Source organism: Burkholderia sp. MSMB1835, assembly GCF_001526365.1.
Taxonomy (GTDB): Bacteria; Pseudomonadota; Gammaproteobacteria; order Burkholderiales; family Burkholderiaceae; genus Burkholderia.
In genome coordinates, this window is the sequence record NZ_LOYP01000049.1 from 39,115 (window position 1) to 53,641 (window position 14,527).

Sequence of the window (14,527 nt, forward strand, 5' to 3'; positions counted from 1 at the left end):
GCGGTTTGCGTCGCCTCCTGCCGTCCGCCTGTCCCGCAATCCCATACGGAGCCCCTGCCTTATGCCTTCCGCTTCTGCTTCCCACTCGCACGGCAAGCGCCACACGCGCCGCCCGGGCCGCGCGCGAAGCGCCGATCCGGCCCACCGCAAGCGCTGGTCCGGCGAAGTCATGCAAAAAAGCGATGCGCTCGACCTCGAGCCCGACATCTTCAAATCCGACGATCCCGCCGCGATCGCCGCGTCGCTGAAGCGCTCGGCCGAACACAGCCGCCGCCGCAAGGCATCGCCGTTCCAGTCGGCGATGTCGATGCTGAACTTCTACGTGAACCGCGCGGGTCGCAACCTGCCCAAAACGCGCCGCACGACGCTCGAACGCGCAAAGAAAAAATTGCGCGAGGCGTTCGGCCGCAAGCCCTGACGATCGGCGCGCAATCCGATCCGAATTGCCGCGATCGCACGCATGCACGAAACCCTCTGGTACCTGATCATCGGCGCGGTGCTGCTGGGCATGGGCGTGGTGACGTCCACGCTGCGCCACCTTCCATGCAGCTCGGCCATGATTTACCTGGTGCTCGGCATCGGGCTCGGCCCGGCCGGCGCCGGCCTGCTGCACCTCGACCTCGAACGCGACGGCCGCCTGCTGCGCGAGATCGTCGAAGTCGCGCTGCTCGTGTCGCTGTTCGCGATCGGGCTGCGGTTGCGCGTACCGCTGTCCGACAAGCTGTGGCTCGTGCCGTGTCGGCTCGGGCTGCTCGCGATGATCGTCACCGTGCCGCTGCTCGCGGCGTGCGCGGTGCTCGCGCTGGGCCTCGGCTGGGGCCCGGCGCTGCTGCTCGCGGCGATCCTCGCGCCGACCGATCCGGTGCTCGCGCACGACGTGCAGGTGCACGATCCGGGCGACCGCGACCTGGTGCGCTTCGCGTTGTCCGGCGAAGGCGGGATGAACGACGGCATCGCGCTGCCGTTCGCGCTCGCGGGGCTCGCGCTGTGCGGCGCACCCGGCGCGACGCACGGTATCCCGCCGCTATCGGGCACGTTCGCGCTCGTCGCGCTGTGGGGCATCGCGGGCGCGGCCGCGATCGGCGGCGGGCTCGGCTGGGTCACGACGAAGACGATCGGCTGGCTGCGCACGCGTCACGCGCAGGCGCTCGGCCTCGAAGGCTTCTTCGCGCTGGCGCTGATCGTGCTGTCGTTCGGCGCCGCGCAGCTCGCGCATACGTTCGGCTTCATCGCGACGTTCGCCGCCGGCGTCGCGATGCGGCGCGTCGAGCATCGCGCGAGCGGCGACCGCCCGCCGCGCGAAGTGATCGGCCAGATCGATTCGGAAGACGTCGTCGCCACCGAAAAGCATCCGGAGAAAGCGCATGCGTTCATGGCCGAATCGGTGCTCGGCTTCACGATCGAGCTCGAACGGATCGCCGAAGCGATCGTGATGACGATGATCGGCAGCGTGCTCGCGACGCTGCCCGGCCCGCTGATCACGTGGGGCGCCGCCGCGCTGGCGGCTGTGCTGTTCGTCGCGGTGCGCCCGCTCGCGGTGCTGGTCACGCTTGCCGGCTCGCGTGCGACCCATGCGCAGCGGCGGCTAATGGCGTGGTTCGGCATTCGCGGGATCGGTTCGTTCTACTACCTGCTGTTCGCGCTCGAGCATGGGCCGTCCGAGGTCGTGCGCCCGCTCGCGGCGCCGGTGCTGGCCGTCGTGTCCGCGTCGGTGGTCGCGCACGGGATTTCCGCGACGCCGCTGATGAACTGGTATTACCGGCTCCAGCATCGGCGCTGACGGTCGGTCATGCGTCGGCGCCGAGCCGCGAGCGCATCGCTGCGGTGATGCGCTGGCGCGCCTTCGCGTAGCCGTCCCACGGATCGCGCTTCAACGTGTCCAGACGTTCGTGCAGCGTGTCGATCGTCCATTGCGCGCCACCCGTCGTGTCGGGCACCTCGTCCCAGTCGAGCGGCACCGACACGCCCATGCCGGGGCGCGCGCGCACCGAATATGCCGCGATCGTGCTCGCGCCGCGCCCGTTGCGCAGGTAGTCGATGAAGATCTTGCCGCGCCGGTGCCGCGGCCCCATCGTCGCGGTGAAACGGTCGGGCAGCGTGCCGGCGACGTGCTGCGCGACCGCGCGCGAAAAGTCCTTCACGTCGTCCCAGCCCGCATGCCGCGTGAGCGGCACGACGACGTGCAGCCCCTTGCCGCCGCTGGTCTTGCAGAACGACACGAGCCCGAGTTCGTCGAGCAGCCCGCGCACGAGTTGCGCGGCGTCGATCATCGTGCGCCACGGCAACGCCGGGTCGGGATCGAGATCGAACACGATGCGGTCGGGCCGCTCGATGTTCGACGCATGCGCGTTCCACGTGTGCAGCTCGACCGTGCCCATCTGCGCCGCGCCGAGCAGCGCATCGACGCCGTCGATCGACAGCAGCGGCCCGTGGCCCGGGTCGAGCCCTTCGTGCTGCGTGACGAACGGGATCTCGCGGCGCTCCGCGTGCTTCTGAAAGAACAGCTCGCCGGCGATGTCGCCCGGTGCGCGCACGAGCGAGACGGGCCGGCCTTTCAGGTCGGGCAGCAGCCACGGCGCGACCCATTGCCAGTACCGCGCGAGATCGATCTTGCGCGTGCCGCTTTGCGGGTCGAGCACGCGCTCGGGATGCGTGATGCGCACGCGGCCGAGCGTGTCAGCGTCGGCATCGGCCCGCGCGCCGCGCGCGTGGCCCGCGCTCGCGTGACGATCGGTGCGCGACGGCCGCCGCGGCTTGTCCTGCGTGGTCGAACGCTGATCCATCGCCCCCTCCGTTTCCATGTGTTTCGGCCTCTCGCGGACGATCTGCTGCGCCGGCTTGTCCTCGCGTAGCGCGATGAACGCGGCCTGTCGCACGATGCCGTCGCCGGTCCATTCGGCGAATTCGCATTCGGCGACGAGGATCGGCTCGACCCAGTGCACGCGCGTGCGCGTGCATTCGCGCGGCGGCGCATCGAACGGCATCGTGTCGCGTTCGTGCCGGCGCAGGATCGCGGCGAGACGATCGAGCATCCGTGCGTCGAAGCCGGTGCCGACGCGGCCGACGTAGCGCAGCGGCCCGGCCCCGCGCCGCCGTTTGCCGGCCGGCGCCGGTTCGTGCACGCCGAGCAGCAGCGCGCCGAAGCCGTGCCGGCTGCCCGACGGCTCCGTGAAGCCGCCGATCACGAACTCCTGCCGGCGCCGACATTTGAGCTTGATCCACGCGGGCGAACGGCCGGCGCGATAGCGCGAGTCCGCGCGCTTGCCGATCAGCCCTTCGAGGCCGGTGTCGCAGGCGCTCGCGATCAGCGACGCGACGTCCTCGCCGAGATCGGGCGAAAAACGCACGCGCGCCGGATCGGCGTTCGCGAGCAGCGGTTCGAGGAGCGCGCGACGGGCCGCGAGCGGCGCGTCGCGCAGGTCGTATCCGTCGAGATAAGGCAGATCGAACACGAAGAAAACGATCGCGTCCGCCCGTCCGGTGCCGAACGCGTTCTGCAACGCCTGGAAATCGGGCAGGCCGTTTTCGCCGAGCACGACGGCCTCGCCGTCGAGCCATGCGTCGTCGACGTCGAGCGCCGCGAGCGCGTCGCGCTGCGCGCGCAGCTTCGCGGTCCAGTCCCGGCCTTCGCGCGTCATCAACGTGACGCGCCGGCGCGCGCCCTTCCCTGCGACACGCGCCAGGATCCGATAGCCGTCGAACTTCAGTTCGTAACCCCACCCGGCCTGGGTCGGCGGTGCGTCGACGAGCGTCGCGAGTTGCGGCGCGACGCGCTCGGGCAGCGGCGCACGCACCGCGCCTTCGACTTGCGACGGTTCGACAGGGCGCCGGCTGTCGGGTCGCGCGTCGCGTGCGGCGCCGTCCGCGCCGGTCGATCCGCGGGGCCGCGCCGCGCCGTTGGACGCACCGTCGTGCACGCTTCCCGGCCGCTCGCCGACGACGTCGAATTCATCCGCGCCGCGTGCGTCGTCGTCGCGCTCCTTGATCAGCAGCCACTGCTCCTGGCGCCCTTCCTGCCGGCCGCTGCGCACGAGCGCCCAACCGCCGTGCAGCTTGCGGCCGTCCAGCCGGAACGTCAGCTTGCCGGCCCGATAGCCTTCGCGCGCGTGCGCGATGCCGCCATCGGGCGTCCACGTGCCTTCGTCCCAGACGACGACCGACCCCGCACCGTAATGCCCGGCCGGAATCTCGCCTTCGAACGACGCGTATTCGAGCGGATGGTCCTCGACGTGCACGGCGAGCCGCTTCACCCGCGGATCGAAGCTCGGCCCCTTCGGCACGGCCCACGACTTCAGCGTGCCGTCGAGTTCGAGGCGGAAGTCGTAGTGTAGCCGTCGCGCGTGGTGCTCCTGGATCACGAAGCGCAGCGGATGGCGTGCGCGCGCGGCAGGCTTCGTGTCCGCTTTCGTCCGCGCTTTCGCGCGACGCTTTCCGTGCGCCCCTTCGGGCTCGGGCGTCGCGCCGAAATGGCGCTTGCGGCGATACGGATCGAGCTTGCCGGCCATCGCGTCACCTCGTCGGAATCGGAATCGGAATCGGCGACATCGGCATCACGCCGCGTGCTTGCGGCGCGCGGCGGGCTTCTTCGCCGCGGAGTCGCTCGCCGCGCCGCGCTTCGCGGCGGTTCGCTTCGCCGCGGTTTTCGTCGCCGCGCCTTTCGATGCGGATTTCGCCGCGGATTTCGCCGCCGGCTTGCGGCGCGCGCCGCTTCGCGACGACGACGCGTCGCGCTCCGCTTCGTCGCGCTCGTCGCGCAGATCCACCGCGCGCGCGCCGGCGCCGCCCTTCAGGCTGCGCTTCAGCAGCTCGGTGAGATCGACCACGTTGCTCGCCGCGCGGCCGGTCTGCGCGGGCCGGTCCTCGATCTCCTCGATCTTGCCCGCGCGCACCTTGCGCTCGACCAGTTCGAGGATGTCGTCGCGGAACGTGTCGTGATATTCGTCGGGCGTCCATTTGCCGGACATGTCGTCGATCAGCTTCTTCGCCATGCCGAGTTCGCGCGCGGTGACGCCCGCGCCCTTCGCGTCGTCGGCCGGCACCGACAATTCGTCGAGCGGCCGCAGTTCCTCCTGCCAGCGCAGCGTATCGAGCGCGAGCATCGGCCCGACCGGGATCAGCGCGCCCAGATGCTGGCGGTCGCGCATCACCACGAGCGCGATGCCGATCTTGCCGCTGTCCTTCAGCGCGTCGCGCAGCAGCGCGTAGACCTTCTCGCCCTTGCGGTCGGGCACCAGGTAGTACGGCGTGTCGAGATAGAGAAACGACACGGCGTCCTCGTCGACGAAGGTCAGGATGTCGACGGTCTGCGTCGATTCCGGGTTCGCCGCGCGGATTTCGTCGTCGCTGAGCACGACGTAGCGCTCCTTCTCGTACTCGTAGCCGCGCACGATGTCCTCGCGCGTGACCTCCTTGCCGGTGCGCTTGTTGATCTGCCGATAGCCGATCGGGTCCATCGAGCGCTTGTCGAGCATCCGGAACGACGGTTTCACGGTGCGCGTCGCCGGAAATAGCTGCACGGGCACGTGCACGAGCCCGAAGCTGATCGCGCCTTTCCATATCATCCGCGGTGCCATGCGTGGTTCCTCCTTGCCGGATTCGCGCCCGCCCGGGAGCGGGCGCGCCGTACGGCGCAAGCCGCCGCCGGCCCTATGCCGGCAGTTCCGCCGCCTGCTGTTCGCGCGCCCACACGCGATGCTGGCCGAGGTGATCCGACAACGCGTTCAGCACCTTGTCGAGATCGACCGCCTGCCCGACGCACACGCCTTCGGCGGGATCCGGCAGGTGGGCAGCGCTGAGCAGTTGCCGCCCCGACCCGACGGCCGCGATCGGCTTCAGGTGCTTGAACGCCTCGCGCACGAAGTGGCGGGCTTCGGCGCTGTGCGCGAGGTCGCGCCCATCGCCGTCGCCGCCGCAGACGAACACCGCGTCGAACATCACCGACGGCATGCCGGCCAGCGTCGCCTCCGGTACGATGCCGCCGATCGGCGCGAGCGTCGGCGCGACGATCGTCGGCACCGCGTGCGCGGCCTGCAGCGCGTCGCGCACCTGCTCGACGAGCACCTGATTCACGCCGGGCGTCGCGATCAGCGCGATCTTGCGCGAGCGGATGCCGGGCTTCGCGCGGCCGATCAGGCTCAGCGCGGGCGAGCGTTGCGCGACGGCCGGCGTGGCCGCCGCCTGCGGCGCGGGCAGCCCGAGCCGTTCGGCGACCTGCGCGGCGAGCCCCGCGTCGAAGCGCGCGATGATGTCGTTGACCACCCGTTCGCGAATCTTCGGCTGCGTCACCTTGCCGAGCTCGAAGCAGTACGCGTCGCGGATATGCCGCTGCTCGATCTCGGTCATGCTCTGGTAGAACAGCGCGGCTTGCGAGAAATGGTCGGCGAACGATTCGCTGCGCACGCGCACCTTGTGACCTTCGAGCGGCTCCGGCACGGTCTCGAAACCGCCGCCGGACGGCGCCGGCGGCGTCTCGCGCGGCCAGCCGCCGCTCGTCGAGTTCGGCTCGTACGACGCCTGCCCGACGTTGATCGTCTGCCGGTGCATCGCGTCGCGCTGGTTGTTCCCGAACGGACACACCGGCCGGTTGATCGGGATCTCGTGGAAATTCGGGCCGCCGAGCCGGCTCAGTTGCGTATCGGTGTACGAGAACAGCCGCCCCTGCAACAGCGGGTCGTTCGTGAAGTCGATGCCCGGCACCACGTGGCCCGGGTGAAACGCGACCTGCTCGGTTTCCGCGAAGAAGTTGTCGGGGTTGCGGTTCAGCGTCATCCGGCCGATCGGCCGCACCGGTACGATTTCTTCCGGTACGAGCTTGGTCGGGTCCAGCAGGTCGAAGTCGAATGTGTCCGCGTCGGCCGGATCGATCATCTGCACGCCGAGCTCGAACTCCGGATAGTCGCCGCGCTCGATCGCCGTCCACAGGTCGCGCCGATTGAAATCCGGGTCGTGGCCGGCGATGCGCTGCGCCTCGTCCCACAGCAGCGAATACGCGCCGCTCACGGGCCGCCAGTGGAATTTCACGAAACGCTCGACGCCGGCCGCGTTCACGAAACGGAACGTGTGCACGCCGAAGCCGTCCATCGCGCGATAGCTCGCCGGCAACGCGCGGTCCGACATCAGCCACAGCACCATGTGCGTGGTTTCCGGCACCAGCGACACGAAATCCCAGAACGTGTCGTGCGCCGACGCGCCGGTCGGCATCTCGTTCGGCGCTTCCGGCTTCACCGCGTGCACGAAGTCGGGGAACTTGATCGCGTCCTGGATGAAGAACACCGGCATGTTGTTGCCGACGAGGTCGTAGTTGCCTTCGTCGGTATAGAACTTCACCGCGAAGCCGCGCACGTCGCGCACGGTGTCGGACGACCCGCGCGGCCCCTGCACGGTCGAGAAACGCACGAATACCGGCGTTTCGGCGGCCGGGTCCTGCAGAAACGCGGCCTTCGTGTAGTCGGCCATCGGCTCGTATACGCGGAACACGCCGTGGGCGGCCGAACCGCGCGCATGCACCACCCGCTCCGGAATGCGCTCGTGATCGAAGTGCGTGATCTTCTCGCGCATGATGAAGTCTTCGAGCAGCGACGGGCCGCGCGCGCCGCCTCGCAGCGTGTTCTGGTTGTCGGCGATCCGCACGCCCTGGTTGGTGCGCAACGCCTCGCCGTCGGGCCGCGCACGGTTCTCTTCGAGCTGGCGCGACTTCGCGCTGTCGGGCGGTTGCGTCGACTGGGTCTGGCCGGCGGATGGGGGATTCGTCATCGTCAGGAGTCCTCGTGGGATTCGCTAGGGAACCGCCGCACGACGTCGCCCCGCGGCGCGCGCGTGCGGACGGCAGGGAAAGCCGGCCCCGATGCCGCGAAACGGTCTCGAACGGCCGCGAACGACCGCGGGCCGGCCGTGGCGTCAGGGCGCGCGTAGCGCCGCGTCGAATTCGGCGCGCGTCACGTCGAGCGCCACGTTGCATTCGATCGCGGCATCCTCGATGCGCGGCTTGTGCTCGTCCACCGCGCGCCGCGCGCGGTCGCACAGCTGCGTGCGCACGCGCAGCCGGTCGGCCGCTTCGAGCGACGCATAGCGTTCGACCACGTCCGCATCGAAGCGCATGTCGACCGCGCAGCGCCATTCGCGCGCGTCCTCGGCGGACGGCACGCGCACCCACGACACGTGGATCGTCAGTCGTCCCGATGCGTCGTCCGCATGCACGACGACGGTCGACTGCGACGGAAAGCCGATCGCGAACGCGTGCTCGAGTTCCCTGACGCGCTGCGACCGGTCGGGCGTCATGCTCATCGTCGCACGACGCCCAGGAGCAGCGTGACCAGGAAGATCACGACGAAGATGTAGAACAGGATCTTCGCGATCTCGGCCGCGCCGGCGGCGATGCCGCCGAAGCCGAACACGGCCGCGATGATCGCGATGACGAAGAAAATGATGGCGTATCGAAGCATGGAACCCTCCTGGATGACAGCAGTCGTCACTAAACGTCGGCGTCGGTCACGCATCGTGCTTGTGTTTCGGTTTGCCGTGCGTGGACGTGGACGCCATTTTCTCGAGCTCTTTCTCGCTCATCGACTTGGCCATCGATTTCGCCGGCGGCTTGAGATCCTTCATTTTCGCGTCGCCGCGCTTGGCCGACAGCGCGGCCCCCGCGGCACGCTGCTGGGCCTGGGATTTGGCTGGCATGGTTGCGCTCCTCTCGTTGGCGCGCGAGCCGACGCGACGCGCGGCACGCGCGGGTTGGAACAATCGGGCCGTCACGCGGCGTCGCGACGCCGCAGGTCGGCCGGCGGAATCTTCATCGCCTGGCGATACTTCGTCACCGTGCGACGCGCAAGAAGAATGCCGCGGCCCGCGAGGTTCTCGGCGAGCGCGACGTCGGACAGCGGATCGGTCTGCCGCTCGGCCGCGATCATGTCGCGGATCAGCACCTTCGCGGCCGATGCCGAACACACGCCCTTGCCCGCCGCCTCGAGCTTGCGCGGGAAGAAATGCTTGAACTCGAACGTCCCGTGCGGCGTGGCCATGTACTTGTTGCCGGTGGCGCGGGAGACGGTCGATTCGTGCAGGTCGAGTTCTTCCGCGATGTCGCGCAACACGAGCGGCTTCATCGCGATCTCGCCGTAGCGGAAGAAATCGCGCTGTCGCGCGACGATGCATTCGCCCACGCGCTGAATCGTGTCGAAGCGCTTCTGCACGTTGCGGATCAACCAGCGCGCCTCCTGCAGCTGCTGGCCGAGCGGCGAATCGCGCTCGCCGCTGGACTGCGCGAACAGCGTCGCGTAGCGCTCGTGCAGGCGCGCCCGCGGCAGCACGGCCGGATTGATCGTGACGATCCATTCGTCGCGCACCTGGCGCACGATCACGTCGGGCACCACGTAATCGCCGCGCGTGCCGCCGTAGTGATTGCCGGGGCGCGGGTCGAGCCCGCGCACCAGCGCGCAGGCCGCGTGCAGCGTCTGCGCGTTGCAGCCGAGGCGCCGCTGGATCTCGGCCGTCTCGCGGCGGGCGAGCCGCTCCAGATGCTCGCGCGCGATCGCTTTCGCTTCCGCGAGCGCCGGCGTGCCGGCCGGAATCGCATCGAGCTGCAACACCAGGCATTCGGACAACGAACGGGCGGCGATCCCCGGCCGGTCGAGCATCTGCACGAGCCGCAGCGCGACCGCGAGATCCTGCTCCGACAGCAGCCACGCCGGATCGGCGGCGACCAGCAGTTCGGGAAGCGCCTGACGCAGGTAGCCGTCGTCGTCCAGCGCATCGATCACGAGGCGCGCGGCTTCGCGATCGCGCTTGTTGAGCGGATAGAGCCGGAGCGCATCGTGCAGTTGCTGATGCAGCGACGGCTCGGCGGCCATCCATTCGCCGGGCGACAGGCCGTCGCCGTCCTCGCCCTGGCGGCTCGTGCCGCGCGGCGCGGGCGCGGCGGTAAACGGCACCTCGCCATCCGGCGGACGGATTTCGTCGTGCTCGGGCGCCGCTTCGGGCGCGGCCGCTTCGGTCGGCTGCTCGGGCGTCCCGGCAGCCGTTTCCTCGTCGCCCAGACCGTCTTCGAGAAACGGATTCATGTCGAGCGCCTGACGCAATTCCTGTTGAAATTCGAGCGAGGACAACTGCAGCAGCCGCAGCGACTGCTGAAGCCTCGGCGTAAGTGCCAGATGCTGTCGCATCTGCAGCGCAAGCGAGACGGGCATCGAAAGCCTCCTGACGGTTCGGTTCGCGGTATGTCTTCTACCGGACGTCATGCAGCTTCCGTGCCAATCGCGCGAAGCGCGGTACGTCGCGGCTCTCGCGGGTTCGAACCCCATCTCGACCCATGCCGAGAAAGCTTTTTTACAAGCCGGGGGAAGTTTGGGGCACGCATTTCGCTCGGGGAAAAAACGCGCGTCGTCACCGCTTCGCATCGATGCGGTCAACCGCCGAACGATCGAGAAACGCGGTCGTCAACTCGGGCAGATGACGCAGCAACCATGCGGCCATGTCGCGCTCCTGCTGCAGGATCCGCTCGCAACACGCGCGGATCTCTTCCTCGCCGGCCGCCTGCGCCGCCGCGACGAGCGCCGTGTACGCGGCGATTTCGAGTTGCTCGAACGCATAGCCGGCCAACGCCGTCTTCACGACTTCGTCGTCGGCCAGCATGCCGCTCGCGATCTGCCCGTAGGCGGCGACGCGCGCGGACAGATCCTTGGTCGCCGACGGCGACGTACCGAGCCGCATCAGGCACGCTTCGACGAGCGCCTGCTGGCCGAGCGTCTCGTCGAGATGCAGCCGAAGCCGATCCTGCAATTGCGGATAGTGGCCGACCCGCTTCATCTGCGCGTCGATCATCGTCTCGGCCTGGCGCTCCATCGCGTATGCATCGCGCAGCCAGTCCTCCAGGTGCTCGTGCTGATTCGCCATCGCATTCCTCCGGCCGCATCGCGATGCGGCATGCCGTGACGCGGCGTCGTGACGCGTCGCCGCAACGCGTCCTGTCAGTACTGCATCGGCGGCGGCGTGCCCGGCAGCGGCGGGTCGCCCTGCGTGCCGTTCGGGCCGGGCGGCGGCACGTCGGCCGGTTCGCCGACGGTCGCGCCCTGCGGCATCGTGTTGCCCGGCGACGGACGCGTGTCGTAGCGCGTATTCGCGTCCGGCATCGTCGTGGTCGACTGGCCGCCGCGGCCGTCGGGCGGTGCGGGCGGCGCCGCATGCGCGCCGTACGGGCCGCTGGTCGGTTGCGTGCATGCGCCCAGCGCGCACGCGGCGGCGAACGCGCAGGCGCTCACCCGTATCGTCTGGATCGTGTTCATCGATTCCTCCCGGGAGTCGGCGGCTCGGCGCAACGCCGCGGCGGCGCCGCTCAGAGCCGGTTGAAATGGAAATCGCCCGCGTACGCGGTCGGCGTGCGGCGCGCCATCATCGTGTCGAATTCGGCCGCGACGCGCGTGAGCGCGCCGCGTTGCCGCTCGACGTCGGCCCGTTCGAGCGCGGCGAAGGCGTCGGGGTCGAACGTGACGGTCAGCGACGCCGGATGGCCGTCGACGTGAAAGCCGACGTGCAACGCACCGGCCGGCTGCTCCTCGACGTGGAACGGCATCTCGCGCGCCTCGAAATGGCGGCCGAGCGTCTCCGCGATGTCGCGCAGCAGGCCGGGTTTCACGCGAATGCTCATCGCAGGCCCTCCCTGCGCGCGAACGGCATCGCGCGCACCGGCGGTTCGGGGGACGGCGGATCGCGTTCCGGCGGCGCATGCCCGGGCGGGTCGCCCTCGGGTTCCCGGTACGGTTCGGGCATGTCCGGCGGCACGTCGTCGGGATCGGGCGGCTCGGGGTCCGGCTCGATGTCGGGGATCGGTGGCTCGGGCCGTTGCAGCCACCGTGCGAGTTCGGGTGTCATCGGCATTTCCTGTCGTGGCGGAGTTCGGATCGATACCGGCGCGACGGCCGCGTATCGACGATTCGCAAACCGAAGCTTCGCAAACCGCGTGCCGTCCGCTCCGACGCCCCTGCACGGGCGTCGACGCGCCGCGGCGCGGCTCGACGCGACGCGCCATGCCTTCGCTACACCGTTCGCTGCAAAACTTGCAAGCACGCCGCTACGCGTCGTACGCGGCCATGACCAGCCACAGCTCGCGGCCGTCGTCCCGCACGCGCGCCGCGAGCGCGTACGGATCCGACGGCTCGCACGCGCACTGCAGCGCGAAGCGCGCCGGCTCGGTCGCTCCGAACGTCTCGTCGCCGAGCGGCCGCACGTCGGCCTTGCCTTCGAACATCCGGCGCTCGGGCCGGTAGATCAGCGGTTCGTGCTTCCACGTATCGAAATGGCTCTTCACGGAATCGAATCCGCCGCCGCATACGTTCACCTCGTAGCGCACCCCTGGTCGTCGTTTCGGAATCATCGTCGTACCTCCCGCTCGATATGCGCGCAGCAGGCCTGCTGTTGCGCCGTGTCGTCATGGTCGTCGTCGTGGTCGGCGTGGGAGCGGCAAATCACGTGCCGTGCGCGCGGACCGGGAACGCGGGTTGCGCCGGAGGCGGCTCATCGTCCCCGATACGGAGCACCGCCATGAAGGATTCGACCCGGCACGGCCACGACGCACCGGCGCACGAGCGGCAGCCCGACCCGCACCCGCCGCTGAAGGACCAGGACCGCACGCACACGCGCCACTCGGAGCGTCATATCGACAAGCAGCTCGAGGACACGTTTCCGGCGAGCGACCCGCCCGCAACCGGCGGCGTCACGCGCATCGAGCCCGACACGCCGCCCGGCACGCACGACGACGGGCCGTGGCAGGACAAGCGGGAACGCGACGACGAATGACGCGACGCCCCGCGCACGGCATGCGGTTTGCTGGACCGCAGCGGCCGCATCGGCACAGTGCTTCACCCACCGCAAGGAGAATTTCATGCATCGCGTCAACGAAATCATGTCGCAGGACGTCGTGCGGATCTCGCCGACCGACTCGATCCGTCACGCCGCGCAACTGATGGAGCGCTACGACATCGGCGCGCTGCCCGTGTGCGACAACAACCGGCTGATCGGGATGGTGACGGACCGCGATCTCGCGGTGCGTGCGATCTCGGCCGGCAAGCCGCCGGAGACGCGCATCCACGAGGTCGCGTCCGGCCCGATCGAATGGTGCTTCGACGACGATTCGCTGGACGAGATCCAGCATTACATGGCCGATGCGCAACTGCGCCGGCTGCCCGTCGTCGATCACGACAAGCGCCTGGTCGGCATGCTGTCGCTTGCCGACATCGCGACGCGCACGGCCAGCCCGGAGCGCGACGACGTGGCGAACACGCTGGAAGGCGTGTCGCAACCGAAGCAGACGTGACGGAGCGATTTTCGCCCCGCCCCGACAACCCGCGCGACCCGCAGGGCCCGCCCCCGGGCACGGTCGCGCCCCACGCAGCCTGGAGGAAACCATGCAGACTCCCGATCAAGGTCAGACCCGCATCATCGGCAAGGGCGCCGCGACGGCGGCCGGCCCCGGCCCCGACGTGATGGCGGCCGATACGCTCGAAGGCGACAAGGTCTATACGACCGACGGCGACGATGTCGGCAAGATCAAGGACATCATGCTCGACGTGCGTTCCGGCCGCATCGCGTACGCGGTGCTGTCGAGCGGCGGCATCCTCGGCATCGGCGACAAGCTCCATGCGATTCCGTGGAGCGCGCTGACGCTCGATACCGAGCGCAAGTGCTTCCTGCTATCGGTATCGTCCGAGCGGATCCGCAACGCGCCGGGGTTCGACAAGGACCACTGGCCGGCGATGGCCGATCCGCAATGGGCCGAGCCGCTGCACGAGTTCTACGGCAGCACCCCGTACTGGAGTGCCGGCGACGAGCTCGGGCTGACCGACCCGACCGAAGACCTCGACGATCCGCGCACGCGCGGCCGCCACTGACCGCTCCGCGACGCGGCGCCGGTTCGCCGGCGCATCCGTTCGACACGCCCCGCCCGCGCGGGGCGTTTTTTTGCCCGCGCCGCGGCGCGCCGCCAGCCTTTTTACAAGGGTCGTGTAACGCCCTCGTCCGGCGCCACCGCGCCGCCGCTCGCCGATTCGAGGTAGCCCAGCAGCCGGTGCGGCGTCAGCGGCTTCGCGCAATGCGCATCGAAGCCGGCCTCCTTCGCCTGTTCGCGATCCCGCCGCGACGCCAGTCCGCTGCACGCGATCAGCAGCATGTCGGCCGTTTGCGGATCGCCGCGCAGCCGCGTCGCCAGTTCCAGTCCGTCGAGGCCCGGCATCGCGATATCGAGCACGACCGCGAACGGCTGCCAGTCGCGTGCGACGTCGCACACGGCGAACGGATCGTCGGCGACCCGGCACTCGAAGCCGCGCGCCTCGAGCAGCAGGCGCAGCGCATCCGCCGCATCGCGATAGTCGTCGACGACCAGCACGCGGCGCGGGCGGCGCGGCACGCTGTCGGGGGCGCGCCACAGCAGCACGTCGTCGGCGGCCGGGTCGTCGCCGGGGTCGGGTAGCATCTGCTTCTCCTGTCGTTGGACGGACCTGTCACGCAAGGCGCGCGCCCATACCGACTGCATGCGGCATGC

18 protein-coding genes are annotated in these 14,527 nt (G+C 69.7%); 5 read left to right on the forward strand and 13 right to left on the reverse strand.

Going from position 1 to position 14,527, the window contains the following annotated elements; genetic code table 11:
- The first annotated feature begins 61 nt into the window (after positions 1-61).
- Both WS96_RS22080 and WS96_RS22085 read left to right on the forward strand, forming a co-directional pair.
- Positions 62-418 carry a DUF3175 domain-containing protein gene (locus WS96_RS22080; RefSeq protein WP_034209243.1) on the forward strand — a complete coding sequence of 119 codons (357 nt, stop codon included), beginning with the start codon at positions 62-64 and terminating at the stop codon, positions 416-418.
- Positions 419-460: 42 nt separating this feature from the next.
- Complete coding sequence (locus WS96_RS22085) at positions 461-1,780, forward strand: cation:proton antiporter domain-containing protein (RefSeq protein ID WP_059835380.1); 1,320 nt, start codon at positions 461-463, stop codon at positions 1,778-1,780.
- 7 nt (positions 1,781-1,787) lie between these two features.
- On the opposite strand, the gene ligD is transcribed toward WS96_RS22085, so the two are convergent.
- The 12 genes from ligD to WS96_RS22140 form a co-directional block, all read right to left on the reverse strand.
- Entirely contained in the window at positions 1,788-4,505 is a 2,718-nt protein-coding gene (gene ligD / locus WS96_RS22090) for a DNA ligase D (protein ID WP_059835382.1), read from the reverse strand.
- 45 nt (positions 4,506-4,550) lie between these two features.
- Positions 4,551-5,573 (reverse strand): non-homologous end joining protein Ku, encoded by a 1,023-nt coding sequence (gene ku, locus WS96_RS22095; protein WP_059835384.1) that lies wholly within the window; start codon positions 5,571-5,573, stop codon positions 4,551-4,553.
- 73 nt (positions 5,574-5,646) lie between these two features.
- Positions 5,647-7,752 (reverse strand): catalase HPII, encoded by a 2,106-nt coding sequence (katE, locus tag WS96_RS22100; protein ID WP_059835386.1) that lies wholly within the window; start codon positions 7,750-7,752, stop codon positions 5,647-5,649.
- 144 nt (positions 7,753-7,896) lie between these two features.
- The gene (locus tag WS96_RS22105) at positions 7,897-8,283 is read right to left on the reverse strand and encodes a DUF3022 domain-containing protein (protein WP_059835388.1); all 387 of its coding nucleotides are present in this window, start codon (positions 8,281-8,283) and stop codon (positions 7,897-7,899) included.
- Complete coding sequence (locus WS96_RS32795) at positions 8,280-8,441, reverse strand: DUF1328 family protein (protein ID WP_006498332.1); 162 nt, start codon at positions 8,439-8,441, stop codon at positions 8,280-8,282. The genes WS96_RS22105 and WS96_RS32795 overlap by 4 nt, the downstream gene beginning before the upstream one ends.
- A gap of 46 nt (positions 8,442-8,487) precedes the next feature.
- A complete protein-coding gene (locus tag WS96_RS22110; protein ID WP_059835391.1) occupies positions 8,488-8,676 on the reverse strand; it encodes a DUF3008 family protein in 189 nt (62 codons plus the stop codon).
- A 71-nt stretch (positions 8,677-8,747) separates the two neighbouring features.
- The gene (rpoN, locus tag WS96_RS22115; protein ID WP_059835393.1) at positions 8,748-10,181 is read right to left on the reverse strand and encodes an RNA polymerase factor sigma-54; all 1,434 of its coding nucleotides are present in this window, start codon (positions 10,179-10,181) and stop codon (positions 8,748-8,750) included.
- A gap of 196 nt (positions 10,182-10,377) precedes the next feature.
- A complete protein-coding gene (locus tag WS96_RS22120; protein WP_034209251.1) occupies positions 10,378-10,887 on the reverse strand; it encodes a DUF892 family protein in 510 nt (169 codons plus the stop codon).
- A gap of 74 nt (positions 10,888-10,961) precedes the next feature.
- Positions 10,962-11,276, reverse strand: coding sequence for a hypothetical protein (locus tag WS96_RS22125; protein WP_059835395.1), 315 nt, complete (start codon positions 11,274-11,276; stop codon positions 10,962-10,964).
- Positions 11,277-11,326: 50 nt separating this feature from the next.
- Positions 11,327-11,638 (reverse strand): hypothetical protein, encoded by a 312-nt coding sequence (locus WS96_RS22130; RefSeq protein WP_059835397.1) that lies wholly within the window; start codon positions 11,636-11,638, stop codon positions 11,327-11,329.
- Positions 11,635-11,862 (reverse strand): hypothetical protein, encoded by a 228-nt coding sequence (locus tag WS96_RS22135; protein WP_034209492.1) that lies wholly within the window; start codon positions 11,860-11,862, stop codon positions 11,635-11,637. The genes WS96_RS22130 and WS96_RS22135 overlap by 4 nt, the downstream gene beginning before the upstream one ends.
- A 199-nt stretch (positions 11,863-12,061) precedes the next feature.
- Positions 12,062-12,364: a hypothetical protein gene (locus WS96_RS22140; RefSeq protein WP_059835400.1), complete on the reverse strand. Its 303-nt coding sequence runs from the start codon at positions 12,362-12,364 to the stop codon at positions 12,062-12,064.
- A 167-nt stretch (positions 12,365-12,531) separates the two neighbouring features.
- Here WS96_RS22140 and WS96_RS22145 point away from each other — a divergent pair, with 167 nt between their 5' ends.
- The 3 genes from WS96_RS22145 to WS96_RS22155 all read left to right on the forward strand — a co-directional run bounded on the left by WS96_RS22145 (position 12,532) and on the right by WS96_RS22155 (position 13,877).
- Positions 12,532-12,786: a hypothetical protein gene (locus WS96_RS22145; protein ID WP_059502854.1), complete on the forward strand. Its 255-nt coding sequence runs from the start codon at positions 12,532-12,534 to the stop codon at positions 12,784-12,786.
- A gap of 85 nt (positions 12,787-12,871) precedes the next feature.
- A complete protein-coding gene (locus tag WS96_RS22150; RefSeq protein ID WP_034209255.1) occupies positions 12,872-13,303 on the forward strand; it encodes a CBS domain-containing protein in 432 nt (143 codons plus the stop codon).
- Between the two features lie 91 nt (positions 13,304-13,394).
- Entirely contained in the window at positions 13,395-13,877 is a 483-nt protein-coding gene (locus tag WS96_RS22155) for a PRC-barrel domain-containing protein (RefSeq protein ID WP_006498342.1), read from the forward strand.
- Positions 13,878-13,978: 101 nt separating this feature from the next.
- Here WS96_RS22155 and WS96_RS22160 read toward each other — a convergent pair whose 3' ends face one another.
- Positions 13,979-14,458: a response regulator gene (locus tag WS96_RS22160; RefSeq protein ID WP_059835402.1), complete on the reverse strand. Its 480-nt coding sequence runs from the start codon at positions 14,456-14,458 to the stop codon at positions 13,979-13,981.
- Positions 14,459-14,527 lie beyond the last annotated feature (69 nt).

What these genes read in the sequence shown, in the direction of transcription:
- WS96_RS32795 (WP_006498332.1), bottom strand. Translation starts at nt 8,441, where the DNA reads ATGCTTCGATACGCCATCATTTTCTTCGTCATCGCGATCATCGCGGCC.
- rpoN (WP_059835393.1), bottom strand. Translation starts at nt 10,181, where the DNA reads ATGCCCGTCTCGCTTGCGCTGCAGATGCGACAGCATCTGGCACTTACG.
- WS96_RS22150 (WP_034209255.1), top strand. Translation starts at nt 12,872, where the DNA reads ATGCATCGCGTCAACGAAATCATGTCGCAGGACGTCGTGCGGATCTCG.
- WS96_RS22110 (WP_059835391.1), bottom strand. Translation starts at nt 8,676, where the DNA reads ATGCCAGCCAAATCCCAGGCCCAGCAGCGTGCCGCGGGGGCCGCGCTG.
- WS96_RS22120 (WP_034209251.1), bottom strand. Translation starts at nt 10,887, where the DNA reads ATGGCGAATCAGCACGAGCACCTGGAGGACTGGCTGCGCGATGCATAC.
- WS96_RS22125 (WP_059835395.1), bottom strand. Translation starts at nt 11,276, where the DNA reads ATGAACACGATCCAGACGATACGGGTGAGCGCCTGCGCGTTCGCCGCC.
- WS96_RS22080 (WP_034209243.1), top strand. Translation starts at nt 62, where the DNA reads ATGCCTTCCGCTTCTGCTTCCCACTCGCACGGCAAGCGCCACACGCGC.
- WS96_RS22135 (WP_034209492.1), bottom strand. Translation starts at nt 11,862, where the DNA reads ATGACACCCGAACTCGCACGGTGGCTGCAACGGCCCGAGCCACCGATC.
- WS96_RS22155 (WP_006498342.1), top strand. Translation starts at nt 13,395, where the DNA reads ATGCAGACTCCCGATCAAGGTCAGACCCGCATCATCGGCAAGGGCGCC.
- WS96_RS22085 (WP_059835380.1), top strand. Translation starts at nt 461, where the DNA reads ATGCACGAAACCCTCTGGTACCTGATCATCGGCGCGGTGCTGCTGGGC.
- WS96_RS22130 (WP_059835397.1), bottom strand. Translation starts at nt 11,638, where the DNA reads ATGAGCATTCGCGTGAAACCCGGCCTGCTGCGCGACATCGCGGAGACG.
- WS96_RS22140 (WP_059835400.1), bottom strand. Translation starts at nt 12,364, where the DNA reads ATGATTCCGAAACGACGACCAGGGGTGCGCTACGAGGTGAACGTATGC.
- WS96_RS22105 (WP_059835388.1), bottom strand. Translation starts at nt 8,283, where the DNA reads ATGAGCATGACGCCCGACCGGTCGCAGCGCGTCAGGGAACTCGAGCAC.
- katE (WP_059835386.1), bottom strand. Translation starts at nt 7,752, where the DNA reads ATGACGAATCCCCCATCCGCCGGCCAGACCCAGTCGACGCAACCGCCC.
- WS96_RS22160 (WP_059835402.1), bottom strand. Translation starts at nt 14,458, where the DNA reads ATGCTACCCGACCCCGGCGACGACCCGGCCGCCGACGACGTGCTGCTG.
- WS96_RS22145 (WP_059502854.1), top strand. Translation starts at nt 12,532, where the DNA reads ATGAAGGATTCGACCCGGCACGGCCACGACGCACCGGCGCACGAGCGG.
- ku (WP_059835384.1), bottom strand. Translation starts at nt 5,573, where the DNA reads ATGGCACCGCGGATGATATGGAAAGGCGCGATCAGCTTCGGGCTCGTG.
- ligD (WP_059835382.1), bottom strand. Translation starts at nt 4,505, where the DNA reads ATGGCCGGCAAGCTCGATCCGTATCGCCGCAAGCGCCATTTCGGCGCG.